We start from the raw sequence: 14,854 nt of genomic DNA on the forward strand, positions 1-14,854 counted from the left end.
GACGACCTGTGATCAGCTCATGCCGCCCCGCGCGCCGCCACTGACCGTCAACACTTGTCCGGTCACGTAGTCTGAAAGCGGGGAAGCCAGCCAGAAGATCGATTCCGCCGCCTCGCGGATGGAACCTGAGCGGCCAAGCGTGATCATCGGATTTGGCTTGGTCGCGTAAATCTCTTCCTGCGTCGGCTTGTGGTCTGGATCGACCTTTACCCCCATCCGCGCAGCTTGCTTTGCCGTCATGCCGACATGGATTTTCCGGCCGTCCACTTCAATGACTTCATCTTCGGATTGCGGCTGGCCAAAACGGGTTTGGATCACTCCGAATGCAACGGCGTTGGAATTGACGCGATACCGGCCCCATTCTTGAGCAAGCGTTCGCATCAGGCCCAGCATCCCGGCCTTCGCAGAGGCATAATTGCCTGCGCCCATCAGGCCCCATTGCCCGGCCATGGAGGAAACCATGATCATCTTGCGATAGTCGGACGCTCCGCTCGCATCTTCTTTCTCAGCCGCCGCCTTGAATATAGGAGCACATGCGCGCGAAATACGGAACGGTACGATAAGATGGATGTCGAGCATTGCCTGGAATTGCTCGTCGGTCATGGAATGGATACCGCCATCCCACGCATAGCCGGCATTATTGACGACAATGTCGAGGCGGCCGCGTTCCTTTGCAGTCCCATGGACAAGCTCGTCGCACGCGCCTTCTGCCAGCAGATCGCCGATAAATGCACTGGCGCTGTCTGACCCAAAAGCGCCGTTGATGTTATCGGCGGCTTTTTGGGCTGCGTCAGCGTCAACGTCCGCGATGACCACATGCGCACCGTTCGCAGCGAGCATCTCAGATGTCGCGCCGCCTATCCCGCGGCTGCCGCCGGTGACGATAGCCACTTTGTCATTCAGAAGATCGCTCTTGAGGCGTGGTTCAATAAGCACGAGAAGTTTCCCTTGATCTGGTCGCTAATTGTTTAGTTCGACAGGACGTGGACGTAACAAACAGCGCCCACGCCAACCATATGCGCAAGACCATGCTTGGCACCCGGTTGTTGACGCTCACCCGCTTCCCCGCGCAGTTGCATTGTCAGTTCACCAATTTGCCCGACACCGGTTGGTCCGACAGGATGGCCCATCGCGATTAAACCGCCAGAGGGGCTGATCGCGCATTGCCCGCCAATATCCCAATGGCCATCTTTGAGCATCGGGATGAATTCACCGGGATTACAGATGCCCGTTGCCTCCGCGTAAAGCAGTTCCTCTGTGGCGAATGCATCATGAAGCTCGATCACATCAAGATCCTGTGGCGTGATCTGAGCCTCTGCAATCGCCCGCATCATGGTTTCATTGCTGAGCGCAGTGTCCGGGTTGAGCCCTTGATTGGCCTTCTCACTGCCTGCCGCTGATGACGCAACGCGGATTGCCCGTGCGGGATCGATTCCGAGGCGCTTGATCCCTTCTTCTGAAGCGACAATTACGGCTGCCGCGCCTTCGCCAATGGGGCAGCATTGCAATGCGGTCAGCGTGCCGGAAATTGGCGGCGCGCCTACCACATCATCCAAACTGCGAACCTTCTGCCGCTGGGCATTGGGGTTTTTCGCCCCATTCGCGTGGTTCTTGACCGCGATTCTAGCGATGTCTTCTGAAGCGATCCCATGGCGATGACTGTATTCATCGCTCAAAAGAGCAAAATGCGTGAACGGGGCAATTGCGTCATCTGCCAGATTGTCGATGCCCGTTGGTGAGCGGAACACGCCGTTCTTTGGCGGTTTATCGACGCCAACGGCAAGCGCCACATCGCTGATGCCGCTGGCGACTTCGATACAGGCGTGACGAAACGCGGTTGAACCAGAGGCCGAGGCATTTTCAACGTGAACGATCGGTTTGCCCAATGCGCCAAGGTGGCTGAGCATCGGGCGTCCCACCGCCATTCCGAGGAGTGCATGAGCCACATAAGAGCTCTCAACGCCTTCCCATTCAATTCCCGCATCAGCCAGCGCGCCCCGGACGGCTTCTAGTCCAAGCTGAACGTAGGGGGTGGCAGAGGCATGCTGGTAGCGGTGAAATCCGACGCCAACGACATAAATCGGAGCAAGATCAGAGATCAGTTTGGCCATGGTCAGTTTCCTTTCCCAGCTGGAGCAAATCGCAGATCATGTTCGCCTTTGCCTTCGCGCGGTTGCGGCACGAGTGTCGCCTCCATCGCATCGCCCGGAGTAAGCTGCGTCCCAGGCTCAACCGCCAGCATGGTGCGCACTTTGGGGCCGTCTTCCAACTCAATCGAGCCAACGGTGAAGGGCGCAGGCAGGGCGGGGTTCATCGACATGAAAACAGGGGCACTGCAAATCAGCGTACCGCGACCGGTCAGCTTATGAGGCGCGAGATCCTTTGACCCGCACGCCTGGCAGCCATAGGTCTGCATCGGGAAAAACACGGCTCCGCACGCATTGCACTTTCCGCCCAATAGCGCCGGTATATCTGCGGCAGCATCAGTGCCCTCTGCACAAAACAACGCGTCGTTTGCGCTATCCATGATTGTCTCCTTGTTTCGCGGCATCTTTTTGTATTGGCTCCGATTGCCTTCAAGTCATTTATTTGTTCATTAGCAAATATGTTGGCGCGGGTTTCACTACGCTGCTTCTGGCTCCGCTTTGTCACCCGGCGCGCTGAGATGATTTCCGGCAATCCAAAAATGCACAGCGGCCCAGATGTTCACCGCCAAGAATATGCATAAGGTATAGCGCAGCGAATCCGTGCCATATGCGGGTTTGAGCAGATCGCTCAAAATCCCAACTCCTTGTGGGCCGAGCCCCATGCCGATGATGTTGAGCAGGAACATGGAAATCGCTGATGCCACTGCGCGCATACGAGGTTGGACCAGATTTTGAATGAGAGCGGTAGAAGGCGCGAGGTAGAAACCACCGAGCAAGGCCGGCACTGCGTAGAAGCACAGAGCTAGCCAGTAGCTATCAATCGTGAACCAAAAAACCGAGAATGGAACCACGATCACCATGGCAATAGCCATCGCCCAAGCGCGCCAGCGCTCATCAAACTGCCCGAGATAGTCGGTTATGCGGCCTGACATAAGCGTACCGATGGCTCCGCCAATTCCTGCAAAAAGCGCAAGGGTCAGCCCGATTTCTGTCCCGCTCAAACCATGTGTGCGAACAAGAAATGCCGGTGTCCAAACGATCATTCCGTAGCCGACAAATCCGCCCAGGGATTTGCCGATCAAGATGTGGCGTATCGCCTTGTTCTTAAGCATGTGCCGGACAGTCGGCCCAACCGATGCCTTGTCATCAGGCGAGGATTGCGGTGGTACAGGCGGTTCGCGCACCACAAACAGCACGAGGACCCCAAGAAGGATGCCGGGTATGGCGACAATAATAAATGTCTGCCGCCAGCCAACGGTATCAAGCAGATAGCCGCCCCCAAGGAAGGCAAGGAGCACACCAAGGCTTGCGCCCATGGCAAAGACGCTCATCGCGGTTGCACGGCGTTTTTCATCGAACAAAGATGAGATAATCGAGATTGAGGCAGGGGTCGATCCAGCTTCTCCGACGGCCACCCCCATTCGCGCGAACGCCATCTGGGCATAGGTGTTCACCAACCCGCACACTGCCGTCATTGCGCTCCATACGATGACGGAGGCGGCGATGATGTTGCGGCGATACCCCTTATCGGCGACCACGGCGATCGGGATGGCGAGGAAGGTGTAGAAGACGGCAAAGGCCAGTCCGACGAGAAAACCCATCTGCGTATCGCTTGCGCCCAAATCCTGTTTGATCGGTTCGAGCAAAATGCCCATGATCTGGCGGTCAAGTTGGCTACAGGCATAGACAGCGCAAAGCATCGCCACGGTCAGCCATGGCCTCGTCGCGGCGGGTGTTTCCGATGCCGTCTGTGCAGGGGCGCTCACTTGCCGGTCCAAACAGGGTCCCGTTTCTCAGCGAATGCCTTCATACCTTCGATGCGGTCCGCTGAATTCATCATCGGTTCGATGATGGGCCCCTGTTCTTCCCAAGCCTGCTTGTCGGTCCACTGCTCGGTCGCAGAACGGTAAGCCAGCGCCTTCGAAGCCTTGACCGCAATCGGCCCATTGCGCGCAACCAATTTGGCATAGCGCATGGCTTCGCCCATCACGCCATCTGATTTCACGACGCTGTTGACGTAGCCAAAGTGATGCATGTCTTGCGCTGATCTGGGCTCAGCGGTGATCACCATTTCCATCGCAATGTTATGCGGGATCCGGTGAGGCAGTCGGAAACACCCTCCACCAATTGCCACCAGCCCTCGCTTTGCCTCGGCAAGGCCAAAAACGGAATCTTCCGATGCGACAATGATGTCGCAGCACAAGGTCAGCTCCATTCCGCCAGCCAAAGCTTGCCCATCAACCGCTGCGATGAGCGGCTTTTCGGGTGGTTTGCTCATAATGCCAAAACCGCCGCGCTTTGGCGCAACCGCCAAATCGCCTTTCAGCGCTCCTTTAAGATCCTGCCCTGCAGAAAAGGTCGGCCCCTTGGCACAAATGATCGCGCAGCGAAGCTCGGTATCGGCTTCGTAGTCGTCGATGATTTGCTCCATCTCTTCGGCCATGGCCCGGTTAAAGGCATTGCGCGATTCCTGACGATCGAGCGTTATGGTCAGAATATGGTCATCCGCCTCGGTTGTAATATATGTCATCTCAGGGCCTCTCCGATTGCTTTGCCAGGCGTCATACTGCGCGCTCGCGGCCTTCCCAAAAAGGTGCCCGCAAATCTTTCTTCAAAAGCTTACCCATAGTGTTGCGCGGCAGTTCATCACGAAACTCGATAACGCGCGGCCTTTTGTAAGACGCGAGATGTTCGCCTGCGAAGTCGCGGACGTCATCTTCGCTCAAGCTTTTGCCCGGCTTAGGTTCGACAAAAGCCATCACCTTTTCGCCAAATTCTTCGTCGGGCACGCCGATAACTGCAACGTCCTGAATGTCGGGATGCTGGATCATGGCCGCCTCGATCTCAGCTGGATAGATGTTCACGCCGCCCGAAATGATCATGTCTTTGACCCGGTCGGTGATGTAAATGTAGCCGTCCTCATCGAGCATCGCCACGTCGCCAATACGGAAATAGCCGCGATCATCCAGCGTATCGCTGGCGAGCAAATCAGCGTTTACATAGTTGCGGATGGTGACAGGCGTATTGATCCATATCTCGCCAGCTTCCCCTGCGGGAAGCACATTGCCATCTTCGTCGCGGATTTCGATCAGCACGTGCTTATGCGGCTTTCCTGATGATCCGGGTTTGAGCTTTTGCTCCTCGGGAGCCAAATTGCTGATCATGCCTACTTCGGTCGCGCCATAGCTTTCGTGCAAAACCTCACCGAAGAACGAACGGATCCACTCCTTAAGCGATGCTGGAACAGGGGCCGCACCAACACCAAGCGAGCGGAGCGAAGACACATCGTATTTGTTCAGCGTTTCTTCCGGCAGGCCATTGATCCGCTTGTACATAGTCGGCACGCCGGTCCAGAACGTGACCTTGTGTTGCTGCATCAATTGGAGAGTGCCTTCGGGATCGAAGCGCCCTTGCAAAATCCCAGTGTTGCCATTGCTCAGGGTTGCGCGCACCAGCCCTGGACCAGCGCCATGGTGCATCGGCATAGAAATCAAAACCACATCACCGGGAATTTGCGGACGCGCAGCGGCAAGCGATTGGAAATATTCCATGATCTTTTGTATATCCGCGCCTTCACCCGGGCTCATATTCACGCCCTTGGGCAAGCCTGTTGTGCCCGATGTGTAAATGATGAGAGGTGCCTCTCCTTTTGAAAAGCGCGCAGGGGCATCATCAGCCAGCAGGTCTTGGTAGGACACAAACTCATCGGCCGGAACGTCAAGTGAGACCTTGAGCTTGAGCGCTGCACCCTCGAATGCGGGCAACAATGCCGACGGATCAGTATCGTCGCAAACAAGCACCCTCGCATCACTGTTGGTGAGGACGTAATTCACTTCGCTGGGCGTCAGACGCCAGTTGAGACCAAGGATCGAACAGCCAAGCTTTGCCGCAGCCGAGGCAATAATGGCCCATTCCGTCCGTATCTGGAGGCGCGTGACGATTACGTCGCCCGCTTCAACGCCGAGCCGGACAAAACCTTCGGCGACCTTGTCAGCTTGCGCATTCCAGTCGCCGTAGGTTAGCGATTTATCGCCCTCTACCAGGGCGAGCGCGTCCGATTTTTCCGAAGCCCAATATTCAACCGTGCGCGGTGTGGGCGTTCCCGATGTTCCCTCACTAGCATTGGCTGTTTTTACATCGCTCATGGCGACTCTCCTAAGTCAAATATTGTGGCTAGCGGTCTGAGTAATTTGGGTGCGCGCTCGCCAAATTTTGTCTGCAGCCCTTATCAAGGAAGTGGCCCGGTTCCGGAAAGCGGGAACCGGGCCACTGTGAGGAGCTAGTCAAAAGTGCTGCGATTTTCGAACAGCTGCTTGGGCATTTCTTACCATTCGAACCTGAGCGAAACACCATATTCGGCTGGGTTACCAAGGAACCCGTCCTTGCTACCCGGCTGAAACACTGACGAGAATATCAAGCTGTTATAGACCTCGTCCGTGCAGTTGCGGCAGAAGGCTGAAACTTCGAACTGTTCGCTAAGGCTCACGCCGGCGGAAACATTCAGCAGGCCATATCCGTCGGCCTTGAGCTCACTGCCATCGCTAGCGACGCGTGTGCTGGTAAAGGTCGAGGACTGGAAGTAATACTCAGGCCGAGCATAGAATTCCACGGTATCAGACAGCGGCACTTCAAGCCTTGCGAAAACGGCCCCACTCCATTCTGGAGCTGCCCCCAAATCCTGCCCAGCCAGCGGGGGTTCCCCGCCCGCAACGCTAGGTACATTGGGGCCAAACTCAGTGTCGAGATAACTGATGTTACCTCCGAAGCTAAAGTTTGGAGAAACTCTTACCGCCGTCTCTAACTCAAGCCCTTGGCTTCGGGCGTTACCTGCATTCGAGACGAAGAAACCCGTGCCGGTAAAGGTGTTTTGCTGGAGATCCGAGATGTCGGCGCGAAACGCGGTCAGGTTGAACCTGATACGGCGATCCCAGAATTCCGAACGAAGACCGATTTCGTATGAATCAACAGTCTCATCCTCGAATTCTGGGTCGAGTGGATCACACTGAAACACTGTTAGTCCTGGAACCGCTAGTGCAACCGTATTGTTGGCCGAGCATGCTGGATTGACAGAAAACTGCCGTCCAGCGGAGTCTCTGCCAAGCGCGATACCACCGGCTTTAAATCCGCGCGAATAGCTTGCGTAAGCCATAACATCCGGCGTGAACTGGTAGCTAAGCGATGCAGTACCGGAAAAGTCACTCTCGCTGCGAGATTCAGTGTAAGCGAATGACGAAAATCCGATTGGTGCAAAACCTGTGAACGGCAGATTGGACGCAAAGTTGTTAAAGAACGGCGTTTGGACCGCATCCTTCTCTTCCTTCGTCCAACGCAGGCCTGCGGTGAGGTTCAGCCCATCTGCGATTTCGAAGATATTGTGCGTAAAGATCGAGAAACTGTTGGCATCTTGGCTTGCTTCATTTCCATATGCAGCTTCTTGAGCTGGATAGATCGCCGGAAGTCCAAGGATTTGCCCCCAGGTGTTCAGGTCTCCCCCAAGCGAGATGTTGCCTGCAGTTTCAATCCGCTCATCCGAATAAAACCCGCCGATGAGCCAGTCGAGACGGCCATCAAACGCATCGCCTTGCAAGCGAATTTCCTGAGTGAATGTTCGGATTCCAAAATCGATTTGTTGCCCGAGCAAATCCGCACCGGAGAAGTCCACATCGTTGGTGGTGAAGTCATCAAAATCGCGATACGCAGTTACCGATGAAAGTTCAGCGCCGCCCAAATCGATATTGAGCTGGAGTTGGATACCACGATCCCGGTTCGTGTTGACAACCGGACGATTGACCGACGTGGTAAACTCGGTCGGAGTTGGCGGGTTTGGATAGCTCGCGCCTCTTGCTGCGGCGAGCCCGGCAAGGATACCAGGCAATGGATTATCGGGATTGCTAAAGCGTACAGACTGGCAGCACGATTCATCGATTTCTGAATAGTCACCGATGATGTAGGCTTCAAATCCCGGAGCAATCTCCCAAAGGAGCTTGCCAGAAAAGGTGAACCGATTGCGATCATTGTAGGATGTATCGCGCAGCGGATCGTCGATGAAGCCGTCGCGGCTTTGATAACCGAAGCTGAAGCGCAATGCGGCTTTGTCTTGAGCAATTGGCAAGTTGGCCGCGCCTCGGAAACGGACAAGGTCATGATTGCCGCCCGTCAGCTCACCAAAGCCTTCGAAATCACTGAGGTTGGGACGCCGGGTTGTTACCTTGATTACGCCGGCGGTTGTGTTTTTGCCAAACAATGTGCCTTGCGGACCGCGCAGCACTTCGAGACCCGCGATATCGACCAAGTCGCCTAGACCGTTGCCGGACCGCGCCCGATAAACATCATCGATAATCAAACCAACGGCCGCTTCAATGCCGGGATCGCTTCCAGCGGTACCAAAGCCGCGTAGGAAAAATGAGCTTGAGGTTGCAGGCCGGTTGGCTGTCGATGCCTGAAAGCCGGGTGTCGACGTCTGCAGGTCAATGACGTCATTGATCCTAGCCTCCTCTAGCGTCTCCCCGCTAAACGCGGTCACCGAGAGCGGCACTTCTTGCAGATCCTGAGCGCGGCGCTGCGCTGTGACCACAATCACATTTTCATCAACGCTGACGGCGGGTTCTTCATCATTGTCTTGAGCATGTGCCGCCATCGGCACAGCCAGAGCGGCAAGCGCCACGGACGAAAGGATAATTCCACGCATAAACTTTTCTCCCAAAAGCCGGCGCAAGACATCTTTTGATGTTCATTGAGAGCCTGACGATTGCGAGCCTAAACATATTTGTTGGTCAGGCAATAGATATTTGCTTGCGGGATAGTTTGTTTGTGGATTCCAGTGTTTAAGCCTCAAAGTCAAGGAGCCCTTTGCAGATTGTTTCGGATTGGCTGTGTCCTTGTAGCCTCAGTTTGCAGCCACCTTTCGCGTGCGCATCAGCCTCCGTAGCCCCCACACGCCAAGCAAGAGAACTGCCACAATTCCAACGCCCCACAGGGCCACTTGCAAAGGCCCCATCACCGCGACGATCGTACCAAAGGTGACCTTTGTGTCCGAGTGCGAGGTGGGTTGGGAGTGATGCGCAGACGGGGTGACGCCATCAAAGGCGACGCCGTCCCAGATTGTGCGCTCTGCGCTTACCGGGTCATTCTCGACGCGGCTTTCGAGGTTCAGCACCATGGTTGCGCGCGTCTGCTCGTCATAGGCTGGCCAGTCACCCAGGGTTGCAGTGCTTGGGTCGCCGGTGCGTGCAAAGGCTATCCACGCATCCTGAACCCGGTCGGAGAATTGTTGCAGAGATTGCCTGTTCGCGTCAGTCACCAAAATGTGATGCTGTCTCGTTTGCGGCGCGTCCAGATTCCCGAAGACGATAGGTATGTCCATCGCATGCGGGCTGCCTACTTTGCTGCCAGGTACATTAGTTTCAAACTCGAACAAATACATCCACACCGGATGCCCGTTTGCGCTCATCTTCTCTGCAAGACGAATACTTGGCATTCTGAATAGAGCGTCTCCCATCACCGCCATGCCAAACTCGCCGTCGGTTAAGCTTGGACGCTCGGATTTGTACGCATCATAAACGGCGGCGCTACGCCCATCCGTTAGCGCATCGAGCCATGGCTGATAGAAGTCGAAAGGCAGTCTCGCTATACCGTTCAAATGCGCCCAATTGCGGAACTCATCGCGGTTGGAGCCGATAATCACAGGCACGGGAGTAAAATCAGGGTCGGCCAAATTCTCCCCATAGAACTCGGTCAAGATTTCTCCGTCCAGACTTGGGAGGAACGAGCCCAAAGTGTACTTTTGCCCCACCCCCGAAAGATACGCCGTCTGAAGATCCAAGATCTCTTCAGCGCTCAATGCCTTCAAATCCGCGATTGTTTTAATCCCGCCTTCTTCCATGACGCTGCGCGTTACGAAGGCGGATTCTTGTTTGGTCGTAAGAATAAACGGATGCCCCGATTGGATGATACCTCTTGCGAACAGGCCGCGCGCTAGCTTGGTGTTGAGCAGCGTCCCCACCGATACGGCCCCTGCGGATTCGCCAAAGATGGTGACGTTTTGAGGGTTGCCGCCAAAGGCTGAAATATTGTCGCCTATCCAGCGCAGCGCAGCCACTTGATCGAGCACGCCATTGTTACCGCTGGTGCGATAGGCGTCCCCGCCCAGATGGGTGAGATCCATCCACCCCAAGATGCCGAGCCGGTATTGGATCGTCACCACGATCATATTGCCGCGCCTCGCCAGCCGTTCGCCATTGATGACTTCGGTTCGCGAAGAGCCGAATTGATATCCGCCGCCGTGTATCCAAACCATAACCGGAAGATCACTCGCGTCGCCCTCTGGCCTCCAGATGTTTAAAGAGAGACAGTCTTCGCTCGAGTTTTCAATCCTGACATTGCCGCGCGTGGGATCAACGCTAGGGCATGCTGGTCCGAAACTGGTGGCTTTCAATGGCTCGCTCCAGACAGGCGGCGCACCGGGCGGCATGAACCGTCTTTCCCCTCCGGTTGAGGGCGCGAAGGGGATGCCCAGAAAGGACTCTATCCCGTCATTGGATTGCCCAATCACCGCCCCGGATTTGGTTTCCACGTTAGGCTGGCTTTGTGCCAAGGCTGCGGCACCAAAGAGCCAGAAACAGATTGCAGATAAGAGGCCCCAATTGACCATGCGAAAATAAGAGCGTTCCAATGCCATTGTGTTGATCCCTAACTGCTTAGTGCACGCGGCGCTCTTGGCCTTTCCAATACCGTTCTTTCACGACCCGTCTCAGGGTCTTGCCAACCGCGCTTTTGGGTAGGGCATCGACGAAATCGACACTGCGCGGTGCCTTGAAACGCGCGAGACGCTCAGAGCAATGCGCGACCAATTCTTCTTCGCCCACGTCAGCTTTTGTTACAACAACCGCCTTGACCGCTTCGCCCCATTTATCGTCTGGAACACCGACAACAGCGGCTTCGAAAACGGCTGGATGTTCCATCAGTGCGTTCTCGACTTCGGCTGGATAGACGTTGAAGCCGCCGGAAATGATCATGTCGGATTTGCGGTCGACCAGATACAGATACCCGTCCTCGTCAATCCGTCCCATATCGCGGGTGTAAAGCCAGCCATCTTTAATCGTATCGGCGGTCAGCTCGGGCGCATTCCAATAGCCCTTCATCACCATATCGCCGCGCACGATTATCTCGCCGATCTCACCGGGCGGTACGGCGACACCGGCTTCATCCACAATGCGAATGTCGACGTCAAAAGACGGTCTGCCAGCCGAGGCCAGCCGATGAATGAGCGCAGGATCATTGACTGCGAGGTGATCTTCCAATCCGAGGGTCGAGATAACAGCGGTAGATTCTGTTTGTCCGTAACCTTGCGCCAGGACCGGACCAAAGGCTGCAATCGCCTGCTTGATACGCTCAGGCGCCATTGGCGCTGTCCCGTAAGTTATCTTCGTGAGCGAAGAAAGATCGCGGGTCTTAACATCGGGACATTCGAGGAGCATGTTGATCATCGTCGGGACGAGCAGCACGTCGGTGACCTTGTATTCCTCGACAACCCGCAGAAAATCAGCGGGCTCAAACTTGGTGAGCAATAGGTTGCTTCTACCAGACAGCATGTTGGCCAATATCTGCCCGCCAGCAGCATGTGTGATCGGCGCGACATAGGCGGAAAGCCTTGGCTCGGTCGCATCGAGGCCTTGTGCGATGAGATAGGCCCGCGTTAGGCAAATCCAATTGCCATGCGTTAGCATCGCTGCTTTGAGGACACCGGAGGTCCCGGATGTGTAAGCAAGCTTGTAAAGACTGTCCTCGTCCAGCTCTGCGGTGGTCGGTTCAGTGCTTCCCGTGTTTTTGAAGGTGTTGAAATCGGTCCAGCCGAGGCCGGGATCAACCTCGCCAACAACCACAACTTTGCGGACGCCGGCGACACCCTCAAGGCTAGCCTTGGCAAGCTCAGCCAAACCAGCGTGGGTGAACAGGATCGACGCTCCGCTGTCCTCAAGCATGCCCTTAAGCTCGCCTGCCGAAACACGCGCATTGAGCGGCACTTTCACAATCCCGCTCTTCATTATCGCACCATCGACAGCAATCGCCTGATGGCAATTAGGCATCAGGATTGCCGCGCGGTCTCCCTGTTTTAAGCCAGCCGCCAACATTGCGTTGGCCAACCGGGTCGCGCTCTCGCCAAGCTGATCGTAGCTTATCCGATCAGCTCCATCGATAATCGCTTCCCTGTCTCCAAAGGCCGCAATCGCGCGGTCAAAGTGCATCCCAAGGTGCATTGTTCCCTCCCAAATGCGTCGCCGACCTCTGTGCAATTCCGCGTCGCATCCCTAATACTCAGCGGCCTTTTCCCGGCTCACAATATATTTGACGGCCAACAAGTATCATGCTTGATGATGAGTCAAGAAGAATGTCCCTTTGGGTGAGGAAATTCGTGCATGTACCAATTCTCGGAAGAAACGACCGCGATTGTTGAACTGGTCCGGCGATTGGTCAAAGATCATCAGGCGCCGCTTGAAAGGCGCATATTGGCGGGCGAAACGCTTGTCCCTGATGACTTTGCGCCCGGACGCGATGCTGCAAAAGCGGCTGGCCTTTGGGGTCTGACAGCACCGAAATCGCTAGGCGGAATTGAGCTGCCGATTGTCACCTACCTCGCCATCTTTGAAGAGAAATGTAAGTGCCTGGCAGAGCTCCAATTCGGAGGAAGCAGTACGCTCACCAATCTTTACGGTTTGGAAGGCGAGCAGAAGAAGCGGTATCTTGACCCGCTTCTTGCTGGCGAAAAGCGGCATTGTTTTGCTCAGACCGAACCCAGTGGCGGCGCCGACCCGGCCATGTCCGTCAACACCAGCGCAAAGCGCGACCCAGATGCGAGTGGGTGGGTTATTAATGGTGACAAGATTTGGATCAGCAACTTTTCTCACGCTGATTATGTCTTTGTTGTTGCTCGCACCGAGAAGGGCAAAGGAGCCGCTGGGATTTCCATGTTTGGCGTCGAGACGGACAATCCGGGTATTACCGCTCGTGAAATTCCAATGCTGGGCCAGTTTAAAACCCATCAGCTGATCTTTGACGATTGCAAAGTGGATGAGCTTTCCCTGATCGGCGGTGAAGGCGCTGGTTTCAGAGGGGCGCAAAAGGCGCTCTCCGCCGCCCGTTTTGAAGTCGGCGCACGCGCCTTGGGCATCGCTCAGCGCTGTTATGAAATGATGGTGGACTATGCCAAAACGCGCCACGCTTTTGGCAGCGCATTGAGCGAGAAACAGGCAATTCAGTCGATGATTGTCGACAGCTGGATTGAGATCCAACAAAACCGCCTGATGATGTATGCCTGCGCGGAAAAGGCCGACCAGGGCCACGACACCCGTGTCGAGGCGAGCATGATCAAGATGGTCTGCACCGAAATGGTGGGCAAAGTCATCGACCGCGCAATCCAAATCCACGGGGGTGCTGGCGGCACCTATGAGAGCCCGCTTGCCCATTGGTTCGATGGTCAAAGGCTCGCCCGCATTTATGAAGGGCCGACCGAAGTGCACAAATACCGAGTGATGGCGCGGCAATTGCTAAAATGACGGGTGTTCTTGCCGGGGTCAAAATCATTGAAATCTCGGGCATTGGTCCGGGGCCGTTTTGCGGCATGTTGCTTGCCGACTTAGGCGCGGAGGTCATCGCTATTGAGCGTCCCGCCTCAGACATGGGCAAAGCGCGGCCTAACCAGATATACCACCGCGGCAAAAGCTCGATTGTGCTCGATCTCAAAGCACCTGGCGTTTCCCAAGTCGTGCTCAAACTCATCTCAAATGCTGATGCGCTCATCGAAGGAATGCGGCCCGGCGTAATGGAGCGGCTAGGCCTCGGCCCGGACGTGTGTTTGGAGCGCAATCCGTCGCTGGTTTACGGTCGTATGACTGGTTGGGGGCAGACCGGACCGCTCGCCCAGGCGGCTGGACATGATAGCAACTACACAGCCCTGTCAGGAGCGCTTTGGTACGCCGGAGCATCAGGCAGCGCTCCGCAAGCCCCATCAACAGTGCTTGGCGATATCGCTGGCGGAGCGCTCTATCTGGCGCTCGGAATCCTGTCCGGCATACTGCGCGTAAGATCAGGTGGACAGGGCCAAGTCGTCGATGCCGCAATCGTCGACGGATCGGCGAACCTCCTCAATCTGCTTCTATCAATGATAGCGTCCGGCGGCGGCGATTTTGCCAGAAATGCGCAGGGGTTCGACAATTCACACTGGGCTGGCCAAAGCTATCCTTGCGCTGATGGCGGTTGGATCAATATCGCCCCGCTTGAGCCGCAATTCTACGCCGAACTTATAGAGCGGATTGGGCTCGGTGCAGATGAGCGCTTTACAAGAGGGCAGCTCAATCCGGCCCTTTGGCCTGAGCTCCGCGATGAACTCACTCGGCTTTTTGCAAGCCAGCCGCGCGCGCATTGGCAATCTCTTCTCGAAGGCACGGACAGCTGCTTTGCTCCTGTCCTTGCCCCTGATGAAGCAGCACAGCACCCTCATATGGCGCACCGGCACGTCTATCACCGCGTGGACGACGTGTTGCAGACCAAGCCCGCGCCCGAATTTTCACGCGACACCAGCGCCGCTCCGCAGGCGATCCCGCCAAGGGGTAAAGACTCTAGAACAATTCTCAGCGGTGCCGGGTACAGCGCCAATGAGATCGAACACCTTATTGAAAATGGAACAGTGTCAGCGTCGTGAATGACGAATA

11 protein-coding genes are annotated in these 14,854 nt (G+C 55.9%); 2 read left to right on the plus strand and 9 right to left on the minus strand.

Annotated features, from left to right (window positions below; translation table 11 throughout):
- Positions 1 to 12: 12 nt before the first annotated feature.
- From AC0V6L_RS03800 to AC0V6L_RS03840, 9 genes are all read right to left on the minus strand, one after another.
- The gene (locus AC0V6L_RS03800; RefSeq protein WP_486153077.1) at positions 13 to 936 is read right to left on the minus strand and encodes an SDR family NAD(P)-dependent oxidoreductase; all 924 of its coding nucleotides are present in this window, start codon (positions 934 to 936) and stop codon (positions 13 to 15) included.
- Between the two features lie 32 nt (positions 937 to 968).
- Positions 969 to 2,111, minus strand: coding sequence for a thiolase family protein (locus AC0V6L_RS03805; protein ID WP_486153078.1), 1,143 nt, complete (start codon positions 2,109 to 2,111; stop codon positions 969 to 971).
- Between the two features lie 2 nt (positions 2,112 to 2,113).
- Positions 2,114 to 2,527, minus strand: a complete 414-nt coding sequence (locus tag AC0V6L_RS03810; protein ID WP_486153079.1) for a Zn-ribbon domain-containing OB-fold protein — start codon at positions 2,525 to 2,527, stop codon at positions 2,114 to 2,116.
- A gap of 96 nt (positions 2,528 to 2,623) precedes the next feature.
- Entirely contained in the window at positions 2,624 to 3,913 is a 1,290-nt protein-coding gene (locus tag AC0V6L_RS03815) for a spinster family MFS transporter (RefSeq protein WP_486153080.1), read from the minus strand.
- Complete coding sequence (locus tag AC0V6L_RS03820; RefSeq protein WP_486153081.1) at positions 3,910 to 4,677, minus strand: crotonase/enoyl-CoA hydratase family protein; 768 nt, start codon at positions 4,675 to 4,677, stop codon at positions 3,910 to 3,912. The genes AC0V6L_RS03815 and AC0V6L_RS03820 overlap by 4 nt, the downstream gene beginning before the upstream one ends.
- Positions 4,678 to 4,708: 31 nt before the next feature.
- Positions 4,709 to 6,292 (minus strand): class I adenylate-forming enzyme family protein, encoded by a 1,584-nt coding sequence (locus AC0V6L_RS03825; protein ID WP_486153082.1) that lies wholly within the window; start codon positions 6,290 to 6,292, stop codon positions 4,709 to 4,711.
- Between the two features lie 179 nt (positions 6,293 to 6,471).
- Positions 6,472 to 8,835, minus strand: coding sequence for a TonB-dependent receptor (locus AC0V6L_RS03830; RefSeq protein ID WP_486153083.1), 2,364 nt, complete (start codon positions 8,833 to 8,835; stop codon positions 6,472 to 6,474).
- A 198-nt stretch (positions 8,836 to 9,033) separates the two neighbouring features.
- Positions 9,034 to 10,824, minus strand: coding sequence for a carboxylesterase/lipase family protein (locus AC0V6L_RS03835; RefSeq protein WP_486153084.1), 1,791 nt, complete (start codon positions 10,822 to 10,824; stop codon positions 9,034 to 9,036).
- A 19-nt stretch (positions 10,825 to 10,843) separates the two neighbouring features.
- On the minus strand, positions 10,844 to 12,403 hold the full coding sequence (locus AC0V6L_RS03840; protein WP_486153085.1) for a class I adenylate-forming enzyme family protein: 1,560 nt from the start codon (positions 12,401 to 12,403) through the stop codon (positions 10,844 to 10,846).
- Between the two features lie 159 nt (positions 12,404 to 12,562).
- Here AC0V6L_RS03840 and AC0V6L_RS03845 point away from each other — a divergent pair, with 159 nt between their 5' ends.
- Together AC0V6L_RS03845 and AC0V6L_RS03850 are read left to right on the plus strand one after the other, a co-directional pair.
- The gene (locus tag AC0V6L_RS03845; RefSeq protein ID WP_486153086.1) at positions 12,563 to 13,699 is read left to right on the plus strand and encodes an acyl-CoA dehydrogenase family protein; all 1,137 of its coding nucleotides are present in this window, start codon (positions 12,563 to 12,565) and stop codon (positions 13,697 to 13,699) included.
- Complete coding sequence (locus tag AC0V6L_RS03850; protein ID WP_486153087.1) at positions 13,696 to 14,844, plus strand: CaiB/BaiF CoA transferase family protein; 1,149 nt, start codon at positions 13,696 to 13,698, stop codon at positions 14,842 to 14,844. Before AC0V6L_RS03845 ends, AC0V6L_RS03850 begins: the two co-directional genes overlap by 4 nt.
- Positions 14,845 to 14,854: the final 10 nt, after the last annotated feature.

The sequence above is a fragment of the Erythrobacter sp. JB1-15 genome (assembly GCF_057365035.1).